The 20,076-nt window shown below is 68.3% G+C and carries 15 protein-coding genes and 1 pseudogene; 12 read left to right on the forward strand and 4 right to left on the reverse strand.

Annotated features, from left to right (window positions below; genetic code table 11):
* Positions 1-68 precede the first annotated feature (68 nt).
* Positions 69-1,160, forward strand: coding sequence for an IS5 family transposase (locus tag ASF94_RS10735; RefSeq protein WP_056667130.1), 1,092 nt, complete (start codon positions 69-71; stop codon positions 1,158-1,160).
* A gap of 410 nt (positions 1,161-1,570) precedes the next feature.
* The gene (locus ASF94_RS10740; RefSeq protein WP_056665723.1) at positions 1,571-2,521 is read left to right on the forward strand and encodes an IS5 family transposase; all 951 of its coding nucleotides are present in this window, start codon (positions 1,571-1,573) and stop codon (positions 2,519-2,521) included.
* Positions 2,522-2,933: 412 nt separating this feature from the next.
* Here ASF94_RS10740 and ASF94_RS10745 read toward each other — a convergent pair whose 3' ends face one another.
* Positions 2,934-5,450 carry a penicillin acylase family protein gene (locus ASF94_RS10745; RefSeq protein WP_056665725.1) on the reverse strand — a complete coding sequence of 839 codons (2,517 nt, stop codon included), beginning with the start codon at positions 5,448-5,450 and terminating at the stop codon, positions 2,934-2,936.
* Positions 5,451-5,716: 266 nt separating this feature from the next.
* Here ASF94_RS10745 and ASF94_RS22005 point away from each other — a divergent pair, with 266 nt between their 5' ends.
* Positions 5,717-6,949 carry a glyoxalase superfamily protein gene (locus tag ASF94_RS22005; RefSeq protein ID WP_369818661.1) on the forward strand — a complete coding sequence of 411 codons (1,233 nt, stop codon included), beginning with the start codon at positions 5,717-5,719 and terminating at the stop codon, positions 6,947-6,949.
* Between the two features lie 201 nt (positions 6,950-7,150).
* On the opposite strand, the gene ASF94_RS10755 is transcribed toward ASF94_RS22005, so the two are convergent.
* Both ASF94_RS10755 and ASF94_RS10760 read right to left on the reverse strand, forming a co-directional pair.
* Positions 7,151-8,203: an adenosine deaminase gene (locus ASF94_RS10755; protein ID WP_056665727.1), complete on the reverse strand. Its 1,053-nt coding sequence runs from the start codon at positions 8,201-8,203 to the stop codon at positions 7,151-7,153.
* A 147-nt stretch (positions 8,204-8,350) separates the two neighbouring features.
* Entirely contained in the window at positions 8,351-9,145 is a 795-nt protein-coding gene (locus tag ASF94_RS10760; RefSeq protein ID WP_056665730.1) for an IclR family transcriptional regulator, read from the reverse strand.
* 283 nt (positions 9,146-9,428) lie between these two features.
* Here ASF94_RS10760 and ASF94_RS10765 point away from each other — a divergent pair, with 283 nt between their 5' ends.
* The 9 genes and pseudogenes from ASF94_RS10765 (at position 9,429) to ASF94_RS10805 (ending at position 18,662) form a co-directional block, all read left to right on the forward strand.
* Complete coding sequence (locus tag ASF94_RS10765) at positions 9,429-10,139, forward strand: ABC transporter substrate-binding protein (protein WP_235505360.1); 711 nt, start codon at positions 9,429-9,431, stop codon at positions 10,137-10,139.
* A gap of 4 nt (positions 10,140-10,143) precedes the next feature.
* A pseudogene (ehuD, locus tag ASF94_RS10770) lies at positions 10,144-10,807 on the forward strand (ectoine/hydroxyectoine ABC transporter permease subunit EhuD).
* Complete coding sequence (locus tag ASF94_RS10775; protein WP_056665737.1) at positions 10,804-11,550, forward strand: amino acid ABC transporter ATP-binding protein; 747 nt, start codon at positions 10,804-10,806, stop codon at positions 11,548-11,550. The pseudogene ehuD and the gene ASF94_RS10775 overlap by 4 nt, the downstream one beginning before the upstream one ends.
* Positions 11,547-12,857, forward strand: a complete 1,311-nt coding sequence (locus ASF94_RS10780) for an FAD-binding oxidoreductase (protein ID WP_056665740.1) — start codon at positions 11,547-11,549, stop codon at positions 12,855-12,857. Before ASF94_RS10775 ends, ASF94_RS10780 begins: the two co-directional genes overlap by 4 nt.
* 68 nt (positions 12,858-12,925) lie before the next feature.
* On the forward strand, positions 12,926-13,849 hold the full coding sequence (locus tag ASF94_RS10785) for a LysR family transcriptional regulator (protein ID WP_056665742.1): 924 nt from the start codon (positions 12,926-12,928) through the stop codon (positions 13,847-13,849).
* 223 nt (positions 13,850-14,072) lie between these two features.
* The gene (locus ASF94_RS10790; protein ID WP_056667133.1) at positions 14,073-15,023 is read left to right on the forward strand and encodes an N-carbamoyl-D-amino-acid hydrolase; all 951 of its coding nucleotides are present in this window, start codon (positions 14,073-14,075) and stop codon (positions 15,021-15,023) included.
* A 43-nt stretch (positions 15,024-15,066) separates the two neighbouring features.
* Complete coding sequence (locus ASF94_RS10795; RefSeq protein ID WP_056665745.1) at positions 15,067-16,053, forward strand: tripartite tricarboxylate transporter substrate binding protein; 987 nt, start codon at positions 15,067-15,069, stop codon at positions 16,051-16,053.
* On the forward strand, positions 16,053-17,522 hold the full coding sequence (locus ASF94_RS10800) for an amidohydrolase family protein (RefSeq protein ID WP_056665748.1): 1,470 nt from the start codon (positions 16,053-16,055) through the stop codon (positions 17,520-17,522). The genes ASF94_RS10795 and ASF94_RS10800 overlap by 1 nt, the downstream gene beginning before the upstream one ends.
* Positions 17,523-17,576: 54 nt before the next feature.
* Complete coding sequence (locus ASF94_RS10805) at positions 17,577-18,662, forward strand: asparaginase (protein WP_082493178.1); 1,086 nt, start codon at positions 17,577-17,579, stop codon at positions 18,660-18,662.
* Between the two features lie 220 nt (positions 18,663-18,882).
* Here ASF94_RS10805 and ASF94_RS10810 read toward each other — a convergent pair whose 3' ends face one another.
* Positions 18,883-20,049 carry a BMP family ABC transporter substrate-binding protein gene (locus ASF94_RS10810; RefSeq protein WP_056665751.1) on the reverse strand — a complete coding sequence of 389 codons (1,167 nt, stop codon included), beginning with the start codon at positions 20,047-20,049 and terminating at the stop codon, positions 18,883-18,885.
* Between the last annotated feature and the right edge of the window lie 27 nt (positions 20,050-20,076).

Below are 20,076 nucleotides of genomic sequence, written 5' to 3' on the forward strand. Positions count from 1 at the left end.
TGGGAACCTCTCAAAACCCTGCCACTCCCTTGTTCACCGACAAGACCTGAGCCGTCCTCCTTGCCATGATCTCTCCTCGCAGCGCCTTGAAGTTCGATCTGTTTGCCGAGGCGTCGCGCCAGCATAAGAGAGATGAAGTGGGCGATCCGTTGCAGGTGATCGCGCGGCACATCGACTTCGCCGAGCTGGCGCGGCTGGTGGATGCACTCATCGAGCGCGGCGATGGCCGCAAGGGTGGTCGGCCGGCCTATCCCATCGAGGTGATGGTGCGCATCCTGGTCTTGAAGCGCCTGTACAACCTGTCGGACGAGCAGATGGAGTACCAGTTGCTGGACCGGGCGAGCTATCAGCGCTTTTGTCTGCTGCAAGACGCGATGAACGTGCCGGACCGCAACACGATCTGGCGCTTCGGCGAGCGGCTGGGCGTTGACGGGGCGACGGCGTTGTTCCAGGGTGTGGATGCGCAACTGCACCGCCATGGCTATATCGCCCGGGGCGGACAGGCCATCGATGCCACGCTGGTGCCCGCGCCCCGCCAGCGCCTGGACAGGCAGGAACGCGAGGCGCTGGCCGAAGGCAGAACGCCCGATTGGAGCGAGGCCGAGCGCCGGCAAAAGGATGTGGACGCCACGCACACGAAGAAGCACGGCAAGAGCTACTTCGGCTACAAGCTGAGCGTGAGCGTGGATCTCAAGCACGGCTTCATCCGCCGGATCTGCACGGGCACGGCCAGCGAGCACGACGGGCACCACTTCGATGAGGTGCTGGACATGCACAACACCGGGCGTGCAGTACATGCGGACAAGGCCTACGCGAGCCGGCAGCGCCAGCAGCTACTCAAGGTGCTGGGCTTGGTAGACGCGATGCAACGCAGGGCCCGGCCGGGCAAGCCGCTGAGCGAGTGCCAGCAAAGGCGCAACCAGCGTATCGCAAAGAAGCGTGCCAAGGTGGAGCATGTGTTTGCCGGTCTCCGTCACCTGGGCGGCAAGTTCGTTCGCACGATCGGGCAGACCCGCGCCACGGTGGGCATGACGATGATGGCCGCCTGCTACAACATGAAGCGGCTGGCGTCCTTGCTGGAGCGGGGAGTGGATGCATTCTTCAAACCCCAAAGCGGCGCCTGCAAGGCACAGGTGCGCCCGCGCACGGCGAACGCATGAGTCGCCGGGGCCGAAAGGCCCCTGAGCACGGGGGCGCCCCCAGGGGAGTCGCTATCGCGCTCCCGAAGCAGGTGAATGTGTGCGGATAGTCTTGATGCTTTGCTCGGATCAGGGATTGTGAGAGGCTCCCNGGGACGAAGCGCGTCAGCTGAGCACGGGGGCGCCCCCAGGGGAGTCGCTATCGCGCTCCCGAAGCAGGTGAATGTGTGCGGATAGTCTTGATGCTTTGCTCGGATCAGGGATTGTGAGAGGCTCCCTATTGGTGTCGAAGGCGTTGCCGCGTTTCTTGTCGAGCGTGTCTTGCGCACCTTGCACGCTGCCGTGGCTGGGAAAGTAGTGGATGTTGTCGTGCACCCACTGGCTTTGTTGCACAAATCGGCCCGCCTGACCGGCGCCCGTAGACTGACGGCGTGGCAGAAGCAAAGAACAGGCAGCGCAGCAAGTACCGTACGACGAACTGGAAGGCGTACAACGCGGCGCTGAAGGCGCGGGGCTCGCTGACGATGTGGCTGGATCAGGAGATGCCGTGGCTCGCCACGCCCAGCGGCAAGCGCGGGCGCAGCCCGACCTTCTCGGACGCAGCCATCCAGTTCTGCCTGGGCATCAAGTGCCTGTTCGGCCAGCCCTTGCGGCAGGCGCTGGGCATGGTGCACAGCCTGCTGCGCCTGGCCAAGCTGGACTGGCCCGTGCCGGACTTCAGCACGGTCTGCCGGCGCCAGAAGACTTTGCAGGTCCAACTGAGCTACCAGGCGAGCAAGTCGGCGCTGAATCTGCTGGTCGACAGCACAGGCATCAAGTTCCTGGGCGAAGGCGAGTGGAAACGCAAAAAGCATGGCGCCGAGTACCGGCGTGAATGGCGCAAGGTCCATCTGGGCATCGACGCGCAGACGCTGGAAATCCGCGCCATCGAGGTGACCAGCAACGCCATTGGCGATGCGCCGATGCTGCCCGAGTTGCTGGCTCAGATTCCTACCGACGAACCCATCGGAAGCGTCTGTGCCGATGGCGCCTACGACACGCGAGACTGCCTGGACGCCATTGCGCAGCGGCAGGCGATGGCAGTGATCCCGCCGCGCAAGAACGCCAGTCACTGGAAGAAGTCCAGTCCAGGCTCGGCGCAGCGCAACGAAGCCATCCGGGCGTGCAAGCGCCTGGGCCGCAGCATCTGGAAGCAGTGGAGCGGCTACCACCGGCGCAGCCTTGTGGAGACAAAGATGCACTGCTTCAAGCGACTGGGCGAGAGGGTGACTGCTCGCACTTTCGAGCGCCAAGTGGTGGAACTGCATGTCCGCGTGGCCTTGCTCAATCGCTTCAGCCAGATCGGGCGTGCGCAAACCGTGCCGGTGGCTGCTGTGGCATAGGTCCGTCCGGGGTGGGGGTCATGCCGTCCGAAAATGGATTTGTGCAACAGAGCCGCACAGACCGAGCACCGTAGTCTTCATCAAACTCGGGAATCTTTCCCCTCATACCCACCCGCACACGAACCGCTGAATCGATAGTGTGCGGTGCGGTGCGGTGCGGTGCGGTGCGGGCAGTCAGCGTGCGGCGAGTTGACCGAGTCGCATCAACGGGCATGCAAGTGCATCAGGCAGCCCTTGCATGAATCTCTCCGTTGAGCGCAACTGCGGACTCGAACGGTCTGCAGCGTTGGACACCCTCGCCTTTGGCGCAGCCGCTGCCGGGGCGTGCGCCCTGCAGCCCGCCCCGTCCATGGCGCCCGTTCCGCGCAGTTCGTGCAGGGCACCTCTAGCGCCAGTTGGATGGGCTTGCCCCCTACTGCCCAACCGCCTCGCTGATCGTCACCGTACGGTAATCCTTGTCCCCGGTGATCTCCGACTCTGCGAACGGCACGCGTAGCCACTGCTTGGCGCCGTAGGCGCGGGTGTAGTCGCCGTAGTGCGCCGAGGCCGGGTCGTCGGAGAGCGAGAAGGTGAGGAAGGTGTGCGCCTGCACGCCGCCCTGCGGGAAGCTCACCACCTGCATGTAGCTGTTGCCGTGCGGCTGGCCGTCCATGGTGTAGCCGCCGCGCTCGAGCGGGTTTTCCGAGCAGGTGATGGTGAAGTAGCCCACATCGCCGCAGCCGCCATAGAGGGCGATGCGCTGGCCGCCGCGCGTGGCGAAGAGCAGGTCGCCGCGCTGCGCGTCCATGGCGAAGCCGCTTTGCACCACCTGGGCGACCGCGCCCGCGAAGGCGGTGCGTAGCGCGGGGGCGGCGCTCGGGCTCAGGTCGCGCGGCGTGTTCAGCGGGTCGCTGGCACTGAACGGCACGGCGTAGAGCTGGGCGGCGGGCACGGCGGCCTGGGCGCGGCGCCAGAAGGCGTCCCACACGTGCGAGCCGCGGGCGGTGGTGTTGCCGGTGTTGTCCCAGGAGCGCAGGGCGGCGCAGGCGGCCGCCGCGTCGGTGCCGGCACTGCCCGTGCACACCATGTCCAGCGCCTGGTCCTTGAACCGCTCGGCGCTGTACACACGGCTGTTCAGCACCATCTGGCGGACGATGGCGCTGGAAGCCTGCGTGCCCGCATAGCCGTCGGTGCCCGCCAGGCGCTGCTGCGCCATGGTGTGGCCCAGGCGCGTGCGCAGGGTCTGCGGCGTGCCGGTGGCGCCGAAGATGGCCGGGTAGCCCGTGAGCGGTGCGCCAGGGTTGGCCAGCCAATAGCTGTCGTTCATGTTGGCCACGTAGTCGCCGCGCAGCAGGCGCGGCATGCGCGCAGGCCCCACGGCGCCTTTCTGGACGGAATCGGTGTCGGTCTGCCAATCGCAGGCGCTGCGCGAGCCGTCGAAGAACGGCACGTTGGGCAGCGCGGCAGCCACGGCGCGGCCGGCGGCGGTGGTGCACGACGCCACCTGGTCGGGCGAGACGTTGGGCACGGCGCCGATGTCGGCATACCAGGTGCGGCCATCTCCCCGGCCCACCGCCACGGTGTTGACCCACGGAATGGCGGACTCTTCCCGCTGGATGGCGATGAATTCGTCCAGCGACTTGGCCTGATTCCAGCGCATCCAGTTGCGGAAGGTGCGCAGGTTGTCGCCATTGATGTCGCGGATCGCATAGGCCGTGGTCTGGTTCCAGCCCAGCGCCGGGTTCAGCGCGGAGAGGTTCACCATCGGGCCGTATTCGGAGCGGTAGAGGGTCCGCGTCACGTCGGCCGTGCCGCCCGACGCGGTGCGCGTGGGCACGGTGATGGTGCTGGCCGTCATCTTGACCGGGCGGCCATCGCGCAGGTAGCTGGTGGGGTCGCCCGAGGCCAGGCTCAGCTGGTAGAAGCCGAAGCGCCGCGCGGTGGACACGGTGTGGCTCCACGCCACGTTGTCGTTGAAGCCGATCAGCACCACGGGTATGCCCAGGAAGGACACGCCGCTCACGTTCAGCTCGCCGGGGATGGTGATCTGCGCCTGGTAGAAGCGATCGGGCCCCTTCCAGAACCAGTGCGGGTTGCCGAACAGCACCGAGCTGCCCTCGCCCGTCACCGCCGCGCCGAAGCCGTACATGTTGCTGCCGATGCCCAGGGTGCCGCCTACCTGCAGGTCGGGCGTGCGGGTGCGGGCCGGGTCGATGGCGGCCACCTGCAGCGCGGCGGCGCCTGGCGCCTTGGTGGTGGCAGCAGCAGCCTGCGCCACCGGCCCGGCCTTGCCGGCGGCCGGCGCCGTCGCGTTGGCGATGGCCGCGGCAAAGTTGCTGTAGCCGCCTGCCAGGTTGGCGGCGATCATGCGCCGCCACACGTCCCCCTCGGTCACGGGCGCGACCCAGTCCTCGTTGCGGCAGGCCGCATGCGCCGTGGCGCCCACGTCGCTGCCGCCGGCCTTCACGCTGCGCACGTAGCGGTTGTAGCCGGCCGTGAAGCCCTGCACCATCTGGCGCAGGTTCTCGGGCTGCGCGGCGACCATGCGATCGACCACGTCGGCTGAGATGACGTGGCGATGGAAGAAGTCGGAATCGATATTGCTCGGCCGCCCCAGCGTGCTGTCGTAGAGCACCTGCGTGTCGCCGCCCAGATAGCGCGACCGCTCGCCGCGGTAGGTGAGAAAGCCGTCGGCCAGGGTGCAGAGGTTGTCCTGCGCCTGGACATAGCCGTAGCCATAGCCCGCACCCTGCCAGTTGGCGGCCTTGATGTGCGGAACGCCCATGCTGGTGCGCCGGATCTCCGCATTGAGCGCCGTGCCCGAACCACCTCCCCCCCCGCCGCCACCGCCTCCCCCACCGCCGTTGTCGCTGCCACCGCCGCAGGCGGCAAGCGCTGCCAGGGCCAGCAAGGAAAGCGGCCGGGTGCCGCTGCGGACGATGGAATGCATGGTGTGTCTCCGGTGAGGGGGCCGGTGCGCCGGGGTGGCGCCGCAGCGGCCTGGCGCGGGTCTTGTCGTTGCCCGCTCGCGGGGTTCGTCGCCCTCTGATGCCGGCACGCTGCCGTCGGGGCCTTGCCAGCATGGGCCGATCGCGGCGTTCTGTCCATCGGTTCACGCCCGAGGGTATTCTTGGCTGCACTTCCCGCTTTTTCGCCGCGTAGCGGTTCCTCTGATCGGCCCGCCCCCGAACCGCAGCCGGGCCCCACATCGCACCCATGCCCCCTTCTTCCCACCCACCGCTGCCCACCAAGGAACAGATCGCGCTGCTGCCGCTGTTCGAGGGGCTGGATCTCGACCGCATCCGCCTGATCCGCACCGACGCCGACGCGGCTGCCGCGCTGCAGGCGTTGATCGATCTGCCCGTGCTGGGCTTCGACACCGAATCCAAGCCCACGTTCGTGCGCGGCGACGTGTCGGATGGCCCGCACTTGGTGCAGTTCGCCACCCTGGAGCAGGGCTGGCTGTTCCAGCTGAACACGCCCGGCTGCCGCCGCGCCGTCCAGGCCCTGCTGGCCGCGCCGCACCTGGTGAAGGCCGGCTTCGGGCTGGACAACGACCGCAGCCAGCTGGCGCGGTCGCTGGGCGGGCCGGTGCATGCGCTGCTCGACCTCGACAACGTGCTGCGGCGCCTGGGCCACCCCCGGTCGATGGGCGTCAAAACCGCGATCGCATTGCTGTTCGGCCAGCGCTTCGTCAAGTCCAAGAAGATCGGCACATCGAACTGGGCGCAGCCGCAGCTCACCGATGCGCAGCAGCGCTACGCAGCCAACGACGCGTATGCGGCGCTGCGCGTGTACGAGGCGCTGCAAGCGGCATCGCCGACCCGCCCGCTGATGGATGTGCCAGGCGCAGCAGACGCCGCTACCCCCGCGCAGTCCCCGGCAGGCGCCACCGGCACCCGCGCCCGGGCGGAGCGGCCCGTCCGCCAGCCGGCAAGGACTGCCAGCCCCGCAGCAGAGGTCGCCCCCCAGCCCGCGCCCCGCTCCGGCGCCGAACGTCCTGCCGCCGATGCGGCCTCGGATGTGCAGAGCCTCCAGGTCCGCCAGAGCGTGCCGGTGCTGCCCATCGATGGCGTCGACGAAGCCTTGCGCTTCTACGTCGGGCTGCTGGGTTTCTCGGTGAACTGGCGGTTGCCCGACACGCAACACGCTGCAACCCAAGCAGATGTTGCGGCAGAGCCCGCAACGCTGTTGGCCGCTTCCGGACCGCCGCGCTATCTGCAGGTCTCGCGCGCCGGCTGCGTGCTGCACCTGTCGGAGGACGAACGTGACGGCACGCCGGGCGCCACGGTGGTGCTGCGCTGCGAGGGCCTGGTGGCGTTCCACGCCGAACTCACCGCGCGCGGATACGCCACCCGCCGGCCGGGCGTGGAGAAAGCGCCGTGGGGCGGGGATCTGATGACGCTGACCGACCCCTTCGGTAACCGGCTCAGGTTCGTGGAGGATTGAAGCCGTGAATATCGGGGCCGCTTCCCGGCGAACCCGCCGCGCCAAAGCCTTCGGCCGCGCCGTCGGCCCTGCGCTGGCCCCGGAACACGCGCGCTGACTGATGCAGGCTGCGCTGCGGCGCAGGCCTGCGCCGGAATGCTATGTTTTTTATAGCATCAGGCGCTTATAGGATAATCGCCCAGGCCCGTTTTGACCCTGAATTCAACCCTGGTGATCGGCGAACCGCTCGAAGCACGCCTTCAGCGCATGCTGCCAGTGGTGCTTGTCGGGCTGCGGCACGAAGCTGGCTTCGAAGCTGTTGAAGGCCAGGTGGTAGGCATCCTTGGCGGTCAGCGCGGGCACCGCCTGGAACAGCTGCAGAAAGTTCTCGTTGATATAGCCGCCGAAATAGGCCGGGTCGTCCGAATTCACCGTCACCGCCAGGCCCGCGTCCAGCAGTTGCTTAAGGTTGTGGTCCGCCAGGTCGGGGAACACCTTGAGCTTCTGGTTCGACAGCGGGCACACGGTCAGCGCGATGCGTTCGTCCGCCAGCCGGCGCATCAGCGCCGCGTCGTGCACCGCCTGCACGCCGTGGTCGATGCGCTCGACCTTCAGCACGTCGAGCGCGCTCCAGATGTAGGCAGGCGGCCCCTCCTCGCCCGCATGGGCCACCAGGCGCAGGCCCAGCTCGCGGCAGCGGGTGAAAACCCGCGCGAACTTCTCCGGCGGATGGCCCACCTCGCTGCTGTCCAGCCCCACGCCGACGAAGCGGTCCCGGAACGGCAGCGCCTGCTCCAACGTCTGGAGCGCGTCCTCCTCGCTCAGGTGGCGCAGGAAGCAAAGGATCAGCGCGCTCGATATGCCCAGCTCCGCCCGCGCGTCGGCACAAGCGCGGTGCAGCCCAGCCACCACCACCTCCATCGGCACGCCGCGCGCAGTGTGCGTCTGCGGGTCGAAGAAGATTTCCGCATGCACCACGTTGTCGGCAGCGGCCCGCGCCAGGTAGGCGCGCGTCATGTCGTAGAAGTCCTGCTCCTTCAGCAACACGCTGGCGCCGGCGTAGTAGATGTCGAGAAAACTCTGCAGATCGGAAAACGCATAGGCGTTGCGCAGCGCCTCGACATCGGCATACGGCAGCGGCACGCCGTTGCGCTCGGCCAGCGCAAAGATCAGCTCGGGCTCAAGCGAGCCCTCGATATGGATGTGCAGCTCGGCCTTGGGCATGGCGCGCAGCAGCTCGGGCAGGCGCTTCTGGGAAATGACGGGGATTTTCATGGGGCGGCTCCGTAAATGCGTCGAGGCGAATGATGCCTTGCCGGTGACTGTACGGCCTCCAGCCCGACGAGGGGACGGACGCGTAGCGCGCGGCAACGCCGCCCGTCGCCCGCCGCGGCATGCAGCCCCGAAGCGCACCCCGGACGGTCAGGCCAGCGCGCGCACCGAATTGCTCAGCGACCTAGCGCAGGCCAGCAACGCGGGCGCGAGGCGCTTCTCGGCCTCTTCCAATGTCCACCTACTGGTAGGCGCCACGACGTGCACCGCCGCCACGGGCCGACCTTGGCCGCCCACGATGGGGGCTGCCAGTGTCATGTCGCCCAGAAACAGCTCTTCCCGGTTGACCGCATAACCGCGCTGCCGGGTGACTCGCAACTCTTCCTGCAACGCCCGCTCATCCGTCAGGGTGTGGCGGGTGTGCGCAACCCGCTCGGACTGCCCGATCAAGGCCGCAGCCTCCGCCTCGGGCAGCGCACTGAGGAACGCCCGCCCCGACGCCGTGCAGTACATCGGAATGCGGCTGCCGATGGGCATGTGCACCGGCACGAACTGGGCACTGACGAAACGCGCCACGTACACCATCTCCGCGCCGTCGGCCTCGGTCAGGCAGGTGGTTTCGGTGGTGACATTGGTCAGTTCTGAAAGAAAAGGGTTCGCCAGATCGATGAGCGGATTGCCCGCCAGGTAGTTGAACCCGATGCGCAGCACCCTGGACGTGAGCTCATAGCGCCGGGTCTGCGGGTGTTTGCGTACGTAGCCCAGTTGCTCCAGCGTGTAGATCATGCGCTGCGCAGAGCTGCGGCTGATGCCGGCAGCCTGGGCCACCTCGGCAAAGGTCATGCCCCCGCGCTGCGCGCGGAAGGCACAGAGCACGTCCAACCCTTTCTCCAGCGACTGGTTGAAAAGGCGGCTGACGTCGTCATCGGTGGGCTCGGAAGGCATGAACGAAGTATACCGACCAGCCGCAAAAAAATCGCATAGCGATTCATATAAAGCGACTAGTAGTTTTCACCAATTTCATATCGCTCCAATTGAATCGAAGATGGCATTGATCTTGCACTTGTGCCGCTGCCGGTTTTGGACTGCCGTGTCCACCCGACTGCCTCGCCGAGGGGGTATCTCCCCGTACCCACGCTTTACCTGCCCGCAACCAAGGAGTCCTGTCATGCACGCTCTCTCTCGCCACCTCCGCCACCTGTCCCTCGGCCTGCTCGCCGCGGTCGCCATGCACACCGCCGGTGCGCAGGGTGCCGCGCCTGCCAGCTACAACGTGGGAGCGACGGCGACGGGCATTCCCTTCACCTTCCTCGATATCAAGACCAACAGCATCCAGGGCATGATGGTCGACACGGTGCAAGCGGTCGGAAAGGCGGGCGGCTTCACCGCCAACGTCCAGCAGACGACGTTCGCGGCGCTGATCCCCTCGCTCACCGCCAGCAAGATCGACATCGTCTCGGCCGCCATGCTGAAGACCCCCGCGCGCCAGCAGGTGGTGGACTTCAGCGACCCGGTGTACTCGTACGGCGAAGGCTTGATCGTCAAGGCCGACGACGCCCGCGCCTATGCCTCGCTCGACGACCTGAAGGGCGAGGTGGTGGGCGCGCAGGTGGGCACGGTGTTCCTGGACATGCTGCAGAAAAAGGGCATCTTCAAGGAGGTGCGCAGCTACGACTCGGTGGCCGACCTGACGCGCGACCTGGCGCTGGGCCGCATCAAGGCAGGCCTGGCGGACCAGCCCATCCTGGCCTACCAGATCCGGCAGAACACCTTCCAGGGCGTCAAGCTGGCCGAGGGCTACAAGCCGTCGAACGTGGGCGACGTGTGCCTGGTCGTGCGCAAGGGCGATGCGGAGACGCTGCAGCGCCTGAACAAGGCCATCGCGTCGATCAAGGCCGACGGAACACTCGCCCAGATCACCAAGAAGTGGGGCATCTGAGGTCATGTCCCCATTCCTTCAGCATGCGCGGGATTTCCTTCCCATCCTGCTGCAGGGGGCAGTGGTCACGGTGCAGGTCACCGTGCTTGCCTTCCTGCTCAGCAGCGTGCTCGGGCTGCTGCTCGCGCTCGGCAAGCTCTCACCGGTGCGCGCGATATCGATCGCCGCGTCCACGCTGATCAACGTGATCCGGGGGCTGCCGATCATCGTGCAGCTCTTCTACATCTATTTCGTGCTGCCGGATTTCGGCGTGCAGTTGACAGCCTTCCAGGCCGGCGTGATCGGGCTGGGCATTGCCTATTCCGCCTACCAGGCCGAGAACTTCCGCGCCGGCATCGAGGCCGTTGGACTCGGGCCAGCGCGAAGCGGCGCTGGCCATGGGCATGCGCCCCGCCCTGCTGATGCGGCGCGTGATCCTGCCGCAGGCCTTCCGCATCGCGCTGCCACCCTACGGCAACACGCTGGTGATGATGCTCAAGGATTCGTCGCTGGTCTCCACCATCACGGTGGCCGAGATGACGCGGGCGGGCCAGCTCATCGCCTCCTCCACCTTCCAGAACATGACCGTCTACACGCTGGTGGCATTGCTCTACCTGGCGATGAGCCTGCCGCTCGTGGCCTGCCTGCGGCGGCTGGAGCGCCGGCTGGGCGCGGGGAGCCGCCGATGATCGAGATCGAAGGCCTGCAGAAATCCTACGGCGCGCACCGCGTGCTCCAGGGCGTGAGCCTGCGCGTCGCACGCGGCGAGGTGGTGTGCCTTATCGGCCCCTCGGGCTCGGGCAAGTCCACCGTGCTGCGTTGCATCAACGGGCTGGAGTCCTACCAGGGCGGCGAGGTGCGCGCCTTCGGCGAGCGCGTGGATCAGCGCGGCACCGGCATCCACCTGCTGCGCCGCCGCATGGGCATGGTGTTCCAGCGCTTCAACCTCTTTCCCCACCGCACCGCGCTGGAGAACGTGATGGAAGGCCCCGTGCACGTACTGGGCGTGCCCGCCGCGCAAGCCCGCGCCGAGGCGTTGGCATTGCTGGAAAAAGTGGGCCTGGCCGACAAGGGCGGGCACTACCCCGCCCAGTTGTCGGGCGGCCAGCAGCAGCGCGTGGCGATCGCCCGCGCCCTGGCGCTCAAGCCCGAGGCCATGCTCTTCGACGAACCCACTTCGGCGCTGGACCCGGAACTGGTTGGCGACGTGCTTGCCGTGATGCGCACCCTGGCGGATGAAGGCATGACGATGGTGGTGGTGACGCACGAGATGGGCTTTGCCCGCGAGGTGGCCGACCGCGTGTGCTTCCTGCATGGCGGCACCATCGTGGAGGAAGGCGCCGCAGCGCAGGTGCTGGGAGCGCCGCGGCATGCACGCACGCAGGACTTCCTGCGTCGGGTGCTGCACGCGCCCGGTGGAGGCACGGCATGAGCGGCGGTGCTTCGGCCCGCGCCATCGGAACCCATCCCGCTGCGGACTCCCTCTGGGCTGCCACTGCGCCAGCGGCACCCGACGCGCAGCCGCTACAGGGCCGGCAGACGGCGGACGTGCTGGTGGTGGGCGCGGGCTACACCGGCCTCTCGACCGCGCTGCACCTGGCCGCGAGCGGCGCGCGGGTGTGCGTGCTCGATGCCCACGGCATTGGCTGGGGCGCCTCGGGCCGCAATGGCGGGCAGGTGAATCCCAGCCTCAAACACGACCCCGACGAGCTGGTGCGCCGCTACGGCGCAGCCCGCGCCGAGCTGCTCATACAGGCCGTGTCCGGATCGGCGGACCTGGTGTTCGACCTCATCGCGCGGCACGGCATCGACTGCGCGCCGGTGCGCGCGGGCTGGCTGCAAGTGGGCTACACCGAGCAGGCGGTCGCGGGCATGCATGCGCGCGCCCGGCAGTGGAAGCGCCACGGCGTTCCTGCCGCTCTGCTCGACCGCGCCGAAGTGGCGGCGCGCATCGGCAGCACGGCGTTCGCGGGCGGCTGGTGGGATGGGCGGGCCGGCGCCGTGCAGCCGCTTGCCTATGCGCGGGGGCTGGCGCGCGCGGCGCAGGCGCTGGGCGTGCGATTGCATGGCGGCTCGCCGGTGGCAAAGCTCGTGCGGCAGGGTGCACGCTGGGTGGCCAGCACCGCCGGCGGCCATACCGTGGAGGCAGGCCAGGTGGTGCTGGCCACCAACGGCTATACCGACGGCCTGTGGCCAGGCCTGGCCCGCACGGTGCTGGCGGCCAACAGCTTCATCGTTGCCACGCGGCCTCTCGGCGCGCGCGGCGACACGATCCTGCCGGGCGGGGAAACCGGCTCCACCTCGCAGCGCCTGCTGCTGTACTTCCGCAAGGATGCCGAAGGCCGGCTGCTGATGGGCGGGCGCGGCCACTTCACCGACCCGGCCGGCGCGAGCGATTTCGCCCACCTGGAGCGGGCGACGGCGCTCATGTTCCCGGACCTGGGCCCGCTGGAATACGCGCACCGCTGGGCGGGCCGTATCGCGGTGACGCGCGACTTCATGCCCCACCTGCACCAGCCCGCCCCGGGAATCACCATGGCGCTCGGCTACAACGGCCGCGGCATCGCACTCGCCACGAGCATGGGCCGGGAGGCCGCAGCCCTTGTGGGCGGCGGCGTGCCGGAGCGCTGCCCCTACCCCATCACGCCCATCCAGCCCATTCCTTTGCATGGCCTGCAGCGGTTCTACGTGGCGGCGGGCGTGGCGTGGTACAGCCTGCTCGACCGGTTGAGCGCCTGACCGCTCGCTCAGCGGACCTCCTGCGCTGCCGCGCATCGCACCGGCGCGCACCCTGCAGAATCGAGTCCATGAATCTGCGACAGATCGAAGCCTTCCGGGCCGTCATGGTGACAGGGTCCGTCAGCGGGGCGGCACGCCTGCTCCACGTGTCCGTGCCCGCGATCAGCCGGCTGCTGTCGCACACCGAGAGCCGGCTGGGCTTCGCGCTGTTCGAACGCGTCAAGGGGCGGCTACATCCCACGGCGGAGGCCCGGCGGCTGTACGTGGAAGTCGAGCAGGTGCACGGCGGCGTGCAACGCATCGGCAGCCTGACGCGCGAGCTGGCGGCGCGGGCCCGGGGTTTCGTGAGCATCCTGTCGAGCCCCAGCCTCGGGCAGATGATCGTGCCGCTGGCAATCGCCCAGCTGCGCACGACCCTGCCGGACCTGCAGGTGCACTTCCATTGCCTGAACCACGACGCGCTGAAGGAGCGCATCCTGCAGCAGCGGGCCGACCTGGGCATTTCCACCTTCCCGGTCGATCACCCGAACCTCGTCACCCGCCCGCTCGCTGCGGCCCGGCTGCTCTTCATCTGCCCGCGCAGTCATCCACTGGCCGCATGCGAGGAGGTAGGCACCGACGATCTGCTGCCCCACGAACTCATCGGCTATCCGCACGGCTCCCCGCTGGGTCTGCGCATCGACCAGATGTTCGCGGACCGCGAGATGGCTCCGCGCTTCCACGTCGAGGTCACCTCGCCCCACTATGCCTGCGCGCTGGTGCATGCGGGCGCGGGCGCCGCGCTGGTGGACGAGTATTCGCTGCAGGGCTGGCTGGAATCGCGCTTCAAGGTGATCCCGGTACGGGGTGCGCAGCCCATCGTGGCCGATCTGGTGCATCTGCAGAGCGCGCCGCTCTCGCCGGCGGCCCATGCGCTGCTGCACGCGCTGCACAGCGTGCTGCTGCAGTGCGGTCTGGCGCTGCCGTTCGCGGAAGGCCAAGCGATCGGCTGAGTTCCGCCACGCAAGGCAGGCAGGCAGCGGGGGCGCACCACGGTGGCGTGCGGCCCGGGCAGCCCGCCCCCTGCCGGTGCAGGACGCGCCCGCACGCACCGGGAGGATGCGAAGGTTTAACACCGGGTTAAACCTGCGCGACAAAGCGTCATTCGACGCACCGGACACCGCTTCGAATAATCGGTTGCATCGCCCCTGCTGCACCGAAGAGAAGAAGGTTTCCATGACATCGCGCCCCGCCAACACCCGCCGGTTCCTCGACTTGGCCGTTGCCCAGATGGGCCCCGTGCACCTCGCCGACAGCCGGCCCTCCGTGGTCGCGCGGCTGGTGGCGATGCTGCGCGAGGCGCACGGCCGCGGCGCGCGGTTCGTGGTGTTTCCCGAACTGGCGCTGACCACGTTCTTCCCGCGCTACTGGATGCCGGAGGCGGAGGCGCACGAGCGCTTCTTTGAGCGCAGCTTGCCGGGGCCGCAGACGCAGCCGCTGTTCGATGTGGCGCGCCAGCTCGGCGTCGGGTTCTACCTTGGCTATGCGGAGCTGACCCATGAGGGCCGCGGCTTCAATTCGGCCGTGATCGTGGGGCAGGACGGCGCCATCCGCGGCCGCTACCGCAAGATCCACCTGCCCGGCCATGCGGACCACAAGCCCGAGGCGCCCTTCCAGCACCTGGAGAAGAAGTTCTTCGAGGTCGGCGACCTGGGCTTCCGCGCGTTCGACACCGACGGCGTGCGCATGGGCATGTGCCTGTGCAACGACCGCCGCTGGCCCGAAACCTACCGCGTGATGGCGCTGCAGGGGGCCGAGGTGGTGGTGCTGGGCTACAACACGCCCTCGGTCAACATCCACTGGGACGAGCCGGCCCACCTGCGCACCACCACGCACCTGATCTCGCTGCAGGCCAACGCCTACCAGAACGGCATCTGGGTCGCGGCAGCCGCCAAATGCGGCGCGGAAGACGGGCACCACATGATCGGCAGTTCGGTCATCGTCGCGCCCAGCGGCGAAATCGTTGCGCGCACCACCAGCGAAGAGGACGAGGTGATCTGCGTGCGCGCCGACCTGTCGCTCGGCGAGCACTTCCGCGAGCACGTCTTCAACTTCGCCAAGCACCGCCGCCCCGAGCACTACCGGCTGATCGTCGAGCGCACGGGCGCGGGCGATCCGCTGCCCTGAGCCCCCCCATCGCAGTCTCCTCCCCTTCCAGAGAAAGCCCACCATGATCCACCGCATGCTGTCCCGCTCCCTCGCGCTCCTCGCCTCGGCCGCCTGCCTGTCGGCAGCCTCCCTGCCCGCGCAGGCCGCCTGGCCCGAGAAGCCCATCACCTTCGTCGTGCCGTCGGCCGCCGGCGGCTCGCCCGACGTGTTGTCGCGGCTCGTGACCAACGAGCTTTCCAAATCGCTCGGCGTGCCGGTGGTGATCGACAACCGGCCCGGCGCCGCCGGCAACATCGGCATCCTGCAGATCAAGAGCCGGCCGGCGGATGGCTACACCATCGGCTACGGCAACGTGAACACGCTGGCCGTGAACCGCAGCCTGTTCAAGAAGCTGCCATACGACGTGGACCGCGACCTGGTGCCGGTGGCCCATGCGTTCGACCTCTACAACGTGCTGATCGTGCCCAAGGATTCCCCGATCCAGGACGTGGCCGGGCTCATCGCCACGGCGCGCAAGGCGCCCGGCAAGCTGTCGTTCGGCGCGCCCGGCGTGGGCACCACCGGCCACATGGGCGGCGAACTGTTCCGCAGCATGGCGGCCATCGACGTGCTCTTCGTGCCCTATAACGGCGGCCCGGCCGCGCTGCAGGACCTGATGGGCGGGCGCATCGACTACCTCTTCGCCAACTCGTCCGAAGTGGGCCCGCTGGTCGCCGCCGGCAAGGTACGCGCCCTGGCCGTGAGCAGCGCCAAACGCATCGCGCTGCTGCCGACCGTGCCCACGCTCGACGAGTCCGGCGTGAAGGGCTACGAGACGGTGGCCTGGGGCGGCGTGGTGGCGCCGCACGGCACGCCGCCCGAGATAGTCGCCAAGCTGAACGCCGCAATCAACGCCGCGCTGGCCACGCCGGCCGTGCGCGAGGGCCTGGCCAAGCTCGGCGCGGTGCCGGCCGGCGGCACGCCCGCCGACTTCCAGCGCACCATCGACCGTGAGACGAAGCGCTGGGGCGAGGTGATCGAACGCAACAAGATCGAGAAGCTCGACTGATGGCCCAGCCTGTCACTCACCACGCGACGGCATCCGAACGATGGCTGCTGCGCGGCGGCCTCCTCATCGACGGCAGCGGCGCGGCGCCCCGGGCTGCGGACCTGCTGGTCGAAGGCGACACGATCGCCGCCGTGCTGGAGTCGGGCACCGGCGTCGATGGCGCCCACGCGGTGATCGACATCGCCGGCCGGGTGCTCGCGCCCGGCTTCATCGATTCGCATACCCACGACGACGGCTACCTGCTCGCCCACCCCGACATGGTGCCCAAGGTCTCGCAGGGCGTGACCACGGTGGTGACCGGCAACTGCGGCATCAGCCTTGCGCCCGTGCCGCCCGGCCGCAGCCTGCCCCAGCCGCTCGACCTGCTGGGCCCGCCCGACCTCTTCCGCTACCCCGATTTCCATGCATGGATGCAGGCGCTGCGCGATGCGCCTGCGGCGGTCAACGTGATTCCCCTGGTGGGCCACGCCAGCCTTCGCGTCAGCGCGATGGACGACCTGCAGCGCACCGCGACGCCGGAGGAATGCGAGCGCATGGCGCGGCTGCTGGAAGAAGCGCTGCAAGCCGGCGCGTTCGGCCTCTCCACCGGCACCTTCTACCCGCCCGCGCAGCACGCCACCACGCAAGAGATCATCGACATCGGCGCGGCCATGCGCGGCCGCGCGGGCATGGTCTATGCCACCCACCTGCGCGACGAAGCAGACCACATCGACGAAGCCATCGAAGAAGCCTTGGACATCGGCCGAGCGCTCGGCGCCCGCGTCGTGTTCTCGCACCACAAGCTGGCCGGCGAGCGCAACCACGGCCGCTCGCTGGAGACGCTCGCGCGCATCGACCGGGCCGGCCTGCTGCAGCCCGTGTGCCTCGATTGCCACCCGTACCCCGCCACCTCCACGATGCTGCGCCTGGACCGTGTGCGGTTGGCACGGCGCACGCTCATCGCCTGGTCGAAAGGCGACCCCTCGGCCCAGGGCCGCGACTACGCCGACCTGCAGCGCGAATGGGGGCTGGACGACGAGGCCATGCTGCAGCGGCTCGCGCCCGCGGGCGCCATCTACTTCCTGATGGACGAGCGCGACGTGGAGCGCATCCTGGCGCACCCGCGCACCATGGTCGGCTCCGACGGCCTGCCCTTCGATCCGCATCCGCACCCGCGCCAGTGGGGCACCTTCACGCGCGTCCTGTCGCGGCTGGTGCGCGAAAAAGGGCTGCTGACGCTGGAGGCGGCCGTCCACAAGATGACCGGCATGGCCGCGGAGAACTATGGCCTCGCCGACCGCGGCCTGCTGCGCGCCGGCTGGAAGGCCGACCTCGTGGTGTTCGACGCAGCGCAGGTCCAGGACTTGGCCACCTTCGACCGGCCGGTGCAGGCGAGCCGCGGCATCGAGGGCGTGTGGGTCAACGGCCAGCAGGTCTGGGACGGCCGGCAGCCGACGGGGCAGCGGCCGGGCCGGGTGCTGGAGCGCTGACCCGGGCCGTACACCACCCCCCTCGTTTTTTCACCACCACCACCACATCGCACCATGAACAAAAGAAGCTTTCTCTTCACGCTGCTGACGGCCGCCGGCCTGCTCGGGGCCGCCGGCCAGACGCTGGCACAGCAGGCCGCGCTCAAGCCCCACGTTGCCATCCTGGCCACGGGCGGCACCATCGCCAGCCGGGGCGCCAACAGCCTGGCCCTGACCGACTACGGGCTCTCCAGCGGGCTCAAGCCCGTGGGCGTCGAAGCCCTGGTCGCGGCGGTGCCGGAGATCGAGAAGTTCGCCACCATCACCGGCGAGCAGGTCTTCAACGTCGGCAGTTCCAAGCTCGGCATCGACAATTGGCTCACGCTGGCGCGGCGCACCAACGAGATCCTCGCGGCGGGCGACGTGGATGGCGTGGTCATCACCCACGGCACCGACACGCTGGAAGAAACCGCCTATTTTCTGAACCTCGTCGTCAAGAGCGCCAAGCCAGTGGTGCTGGTCGGCTCGATGCGCCCCAGCACCGGCATGAGCGCGGACGGCCCCCTGAACCTGGCCAATGCCGTGGCACTGGCCGCCAGTCCGCAGGCGCGTGACAAAGGCGTAACGGTGGCCATGAACGATACGATCAGCGGCGCCTTCGGCGTCACGAAGACGAACGCCACCAACGTCGCCACCTTCAGGACCCTGGACGGCGGCGACCTCGGGTACATGCAGAACGCGGTGCCCTACTTCGTCGCGCAGCCGCTCAAGCGCCACACGGTGCGCAGCGAATTCGACGTCTCCGCACTGAAGACGCTGCCGCGCGTGGACATCAACTACACCACGCTGGGTTCGGACGGCGCCATCGTCGATGCCATCGCCGCGCTGGGTGCGCGGGGCATCGTGAACGCGGGCGTGGGCCATGCCAACATGCCCAACACCACTTTCGAGAGCCTGAAGGCCGCACGGCAGAAGGGCCTGGCGGTGGTCGTGGCCTCCCGCGTTCCCAGCGGCATGGTCACGCCGGTGGGCCAGTTCGCGCAGGAGGGCTTCGTGTCGTCGATGATGCATACGCCGCAGAAGGCACGCATCCTGTTGATGCTGGCGCTGACCCGCACCACCGACCCCCGCGAGATCCAGCGCATCTTCGATGAGTATTGATACGGGTTTGCCTTCCATCGGATAACGAGGCGGGAAGCCGAAGACAGTGCTGAAGCACGGCGAGGCGAACCAACTTGCGTTAGACGGTTGAAGGCGAATCCGTATGAGGCGGCGCGAACGCAGGCCAGTACGTTGCGCCAAGAAAAAGGGCTGCCCTCGGGCAGCCCTTTTTGCTTTCGTGTCCTACATCGCCAACATCAAGCCGGCGATGGAGACCGCCTCACTTCTTGTCGCCGCCAGGCACGTTGCCTTCCACGCCCTTGACGTAGAAGTTCAGGCCGCCCAGGAACTTGTCGTCCGCCACGGCGTCCTTGGCCAGCACTTCCTTGCCGTCCTGGCCGACGATGGGGCCCTTCCAGATCACGAAGCTGCCGTCCTTCAGGCCGTTCTTCACGGCTTCGACCTTGGCCTTGGTGTCGGCAGGCACGTCGTCGGCGATGGAGACGAGATCGATCGCGCCTTCCTTCACGCCCCACCAGCTCTGGCCGGTGGTCCACTTGCCGTCCAGCACGTCGCGGGTGGCCTTGATGTAGTACGGGCCCCAGTTGATGATGGCCGATGCCAGGTGGGCCTTGGGGCCGTAGGCGGTCATGTCGCTGTCCCAGCCGAAGGCGCGCTTGCCCTTTTCCTGCGCGGTCTTCAGCACGGCGGGCGAATCGGTGTTCTGGAACAGCACGTCGGCGCCGCCGTTGATCAGCGAGGTGGCGGCTTCGGTTTCCTTCGGTGGGCTGAACCATTCGTTCACCCACACGACCTTGGTCTTGATGTTCGGGTTGACCGACTGCGCGCCCAGCGTGAAGCTGTTGATGTTGCGGATCACCTCGGGGATCGGCACCGAACCCACCACGCCCAGCGTGTTGGTCTTGGTCATGGCGCCAGCGATCACGCCGGCCATGTAGGCGCCTTCATAGGTGCGGCTGTCGTAGGTGCGCACGTTGGCCGCGGTCTTGTAGCCGGTGGCGTGCTCGAACTTCACGTCGGCGAAGTCGGGGGCGATCTTCTGGATCGATTCCATGTAGCCGAACGTGGTGCCGAAGATCAGCTTGTTGCCCTGGCCGGCCATGTCGCGCAGCACGCGTTCGGCGTCGGCGGACTCGGGCACGCTTTCCACGAAGCTGGTGACGACCTTGTCGCCGAATTCCTTTTCGAGCGCCTTGCGGCCGTTGTCGTGGGCGAACGACCAGCCGCCGTCGCCGACCGGGCCGACGTAGGCGAATGCGATCTTCAGCGGCGTGTTGGCCGCAGCGGGCGCGGCAGCGGCGGCGGGCGCGGCGGCGGGGGCCGCGGCAGCGGGCTCCTCCTTCTTGCCGCAGCCCACCAGGGCGGCGGCAGCCACGGCGGACAGGGTCGCGGCCTGCAGGAAGGATCGTTTGGTCAGTTGGGTCATGGCTTGTCTTTCTGGGAAGATCTCAAT

This window comes from Acidovorax sp. Leaf160 (genome assembly GCF_001424265.1).
GTDB lineage: Bacteria > Pseudomonadota > Gammaproteobacteria > Burkholderiales > Burkholderiaceae_C > Paracidovorax.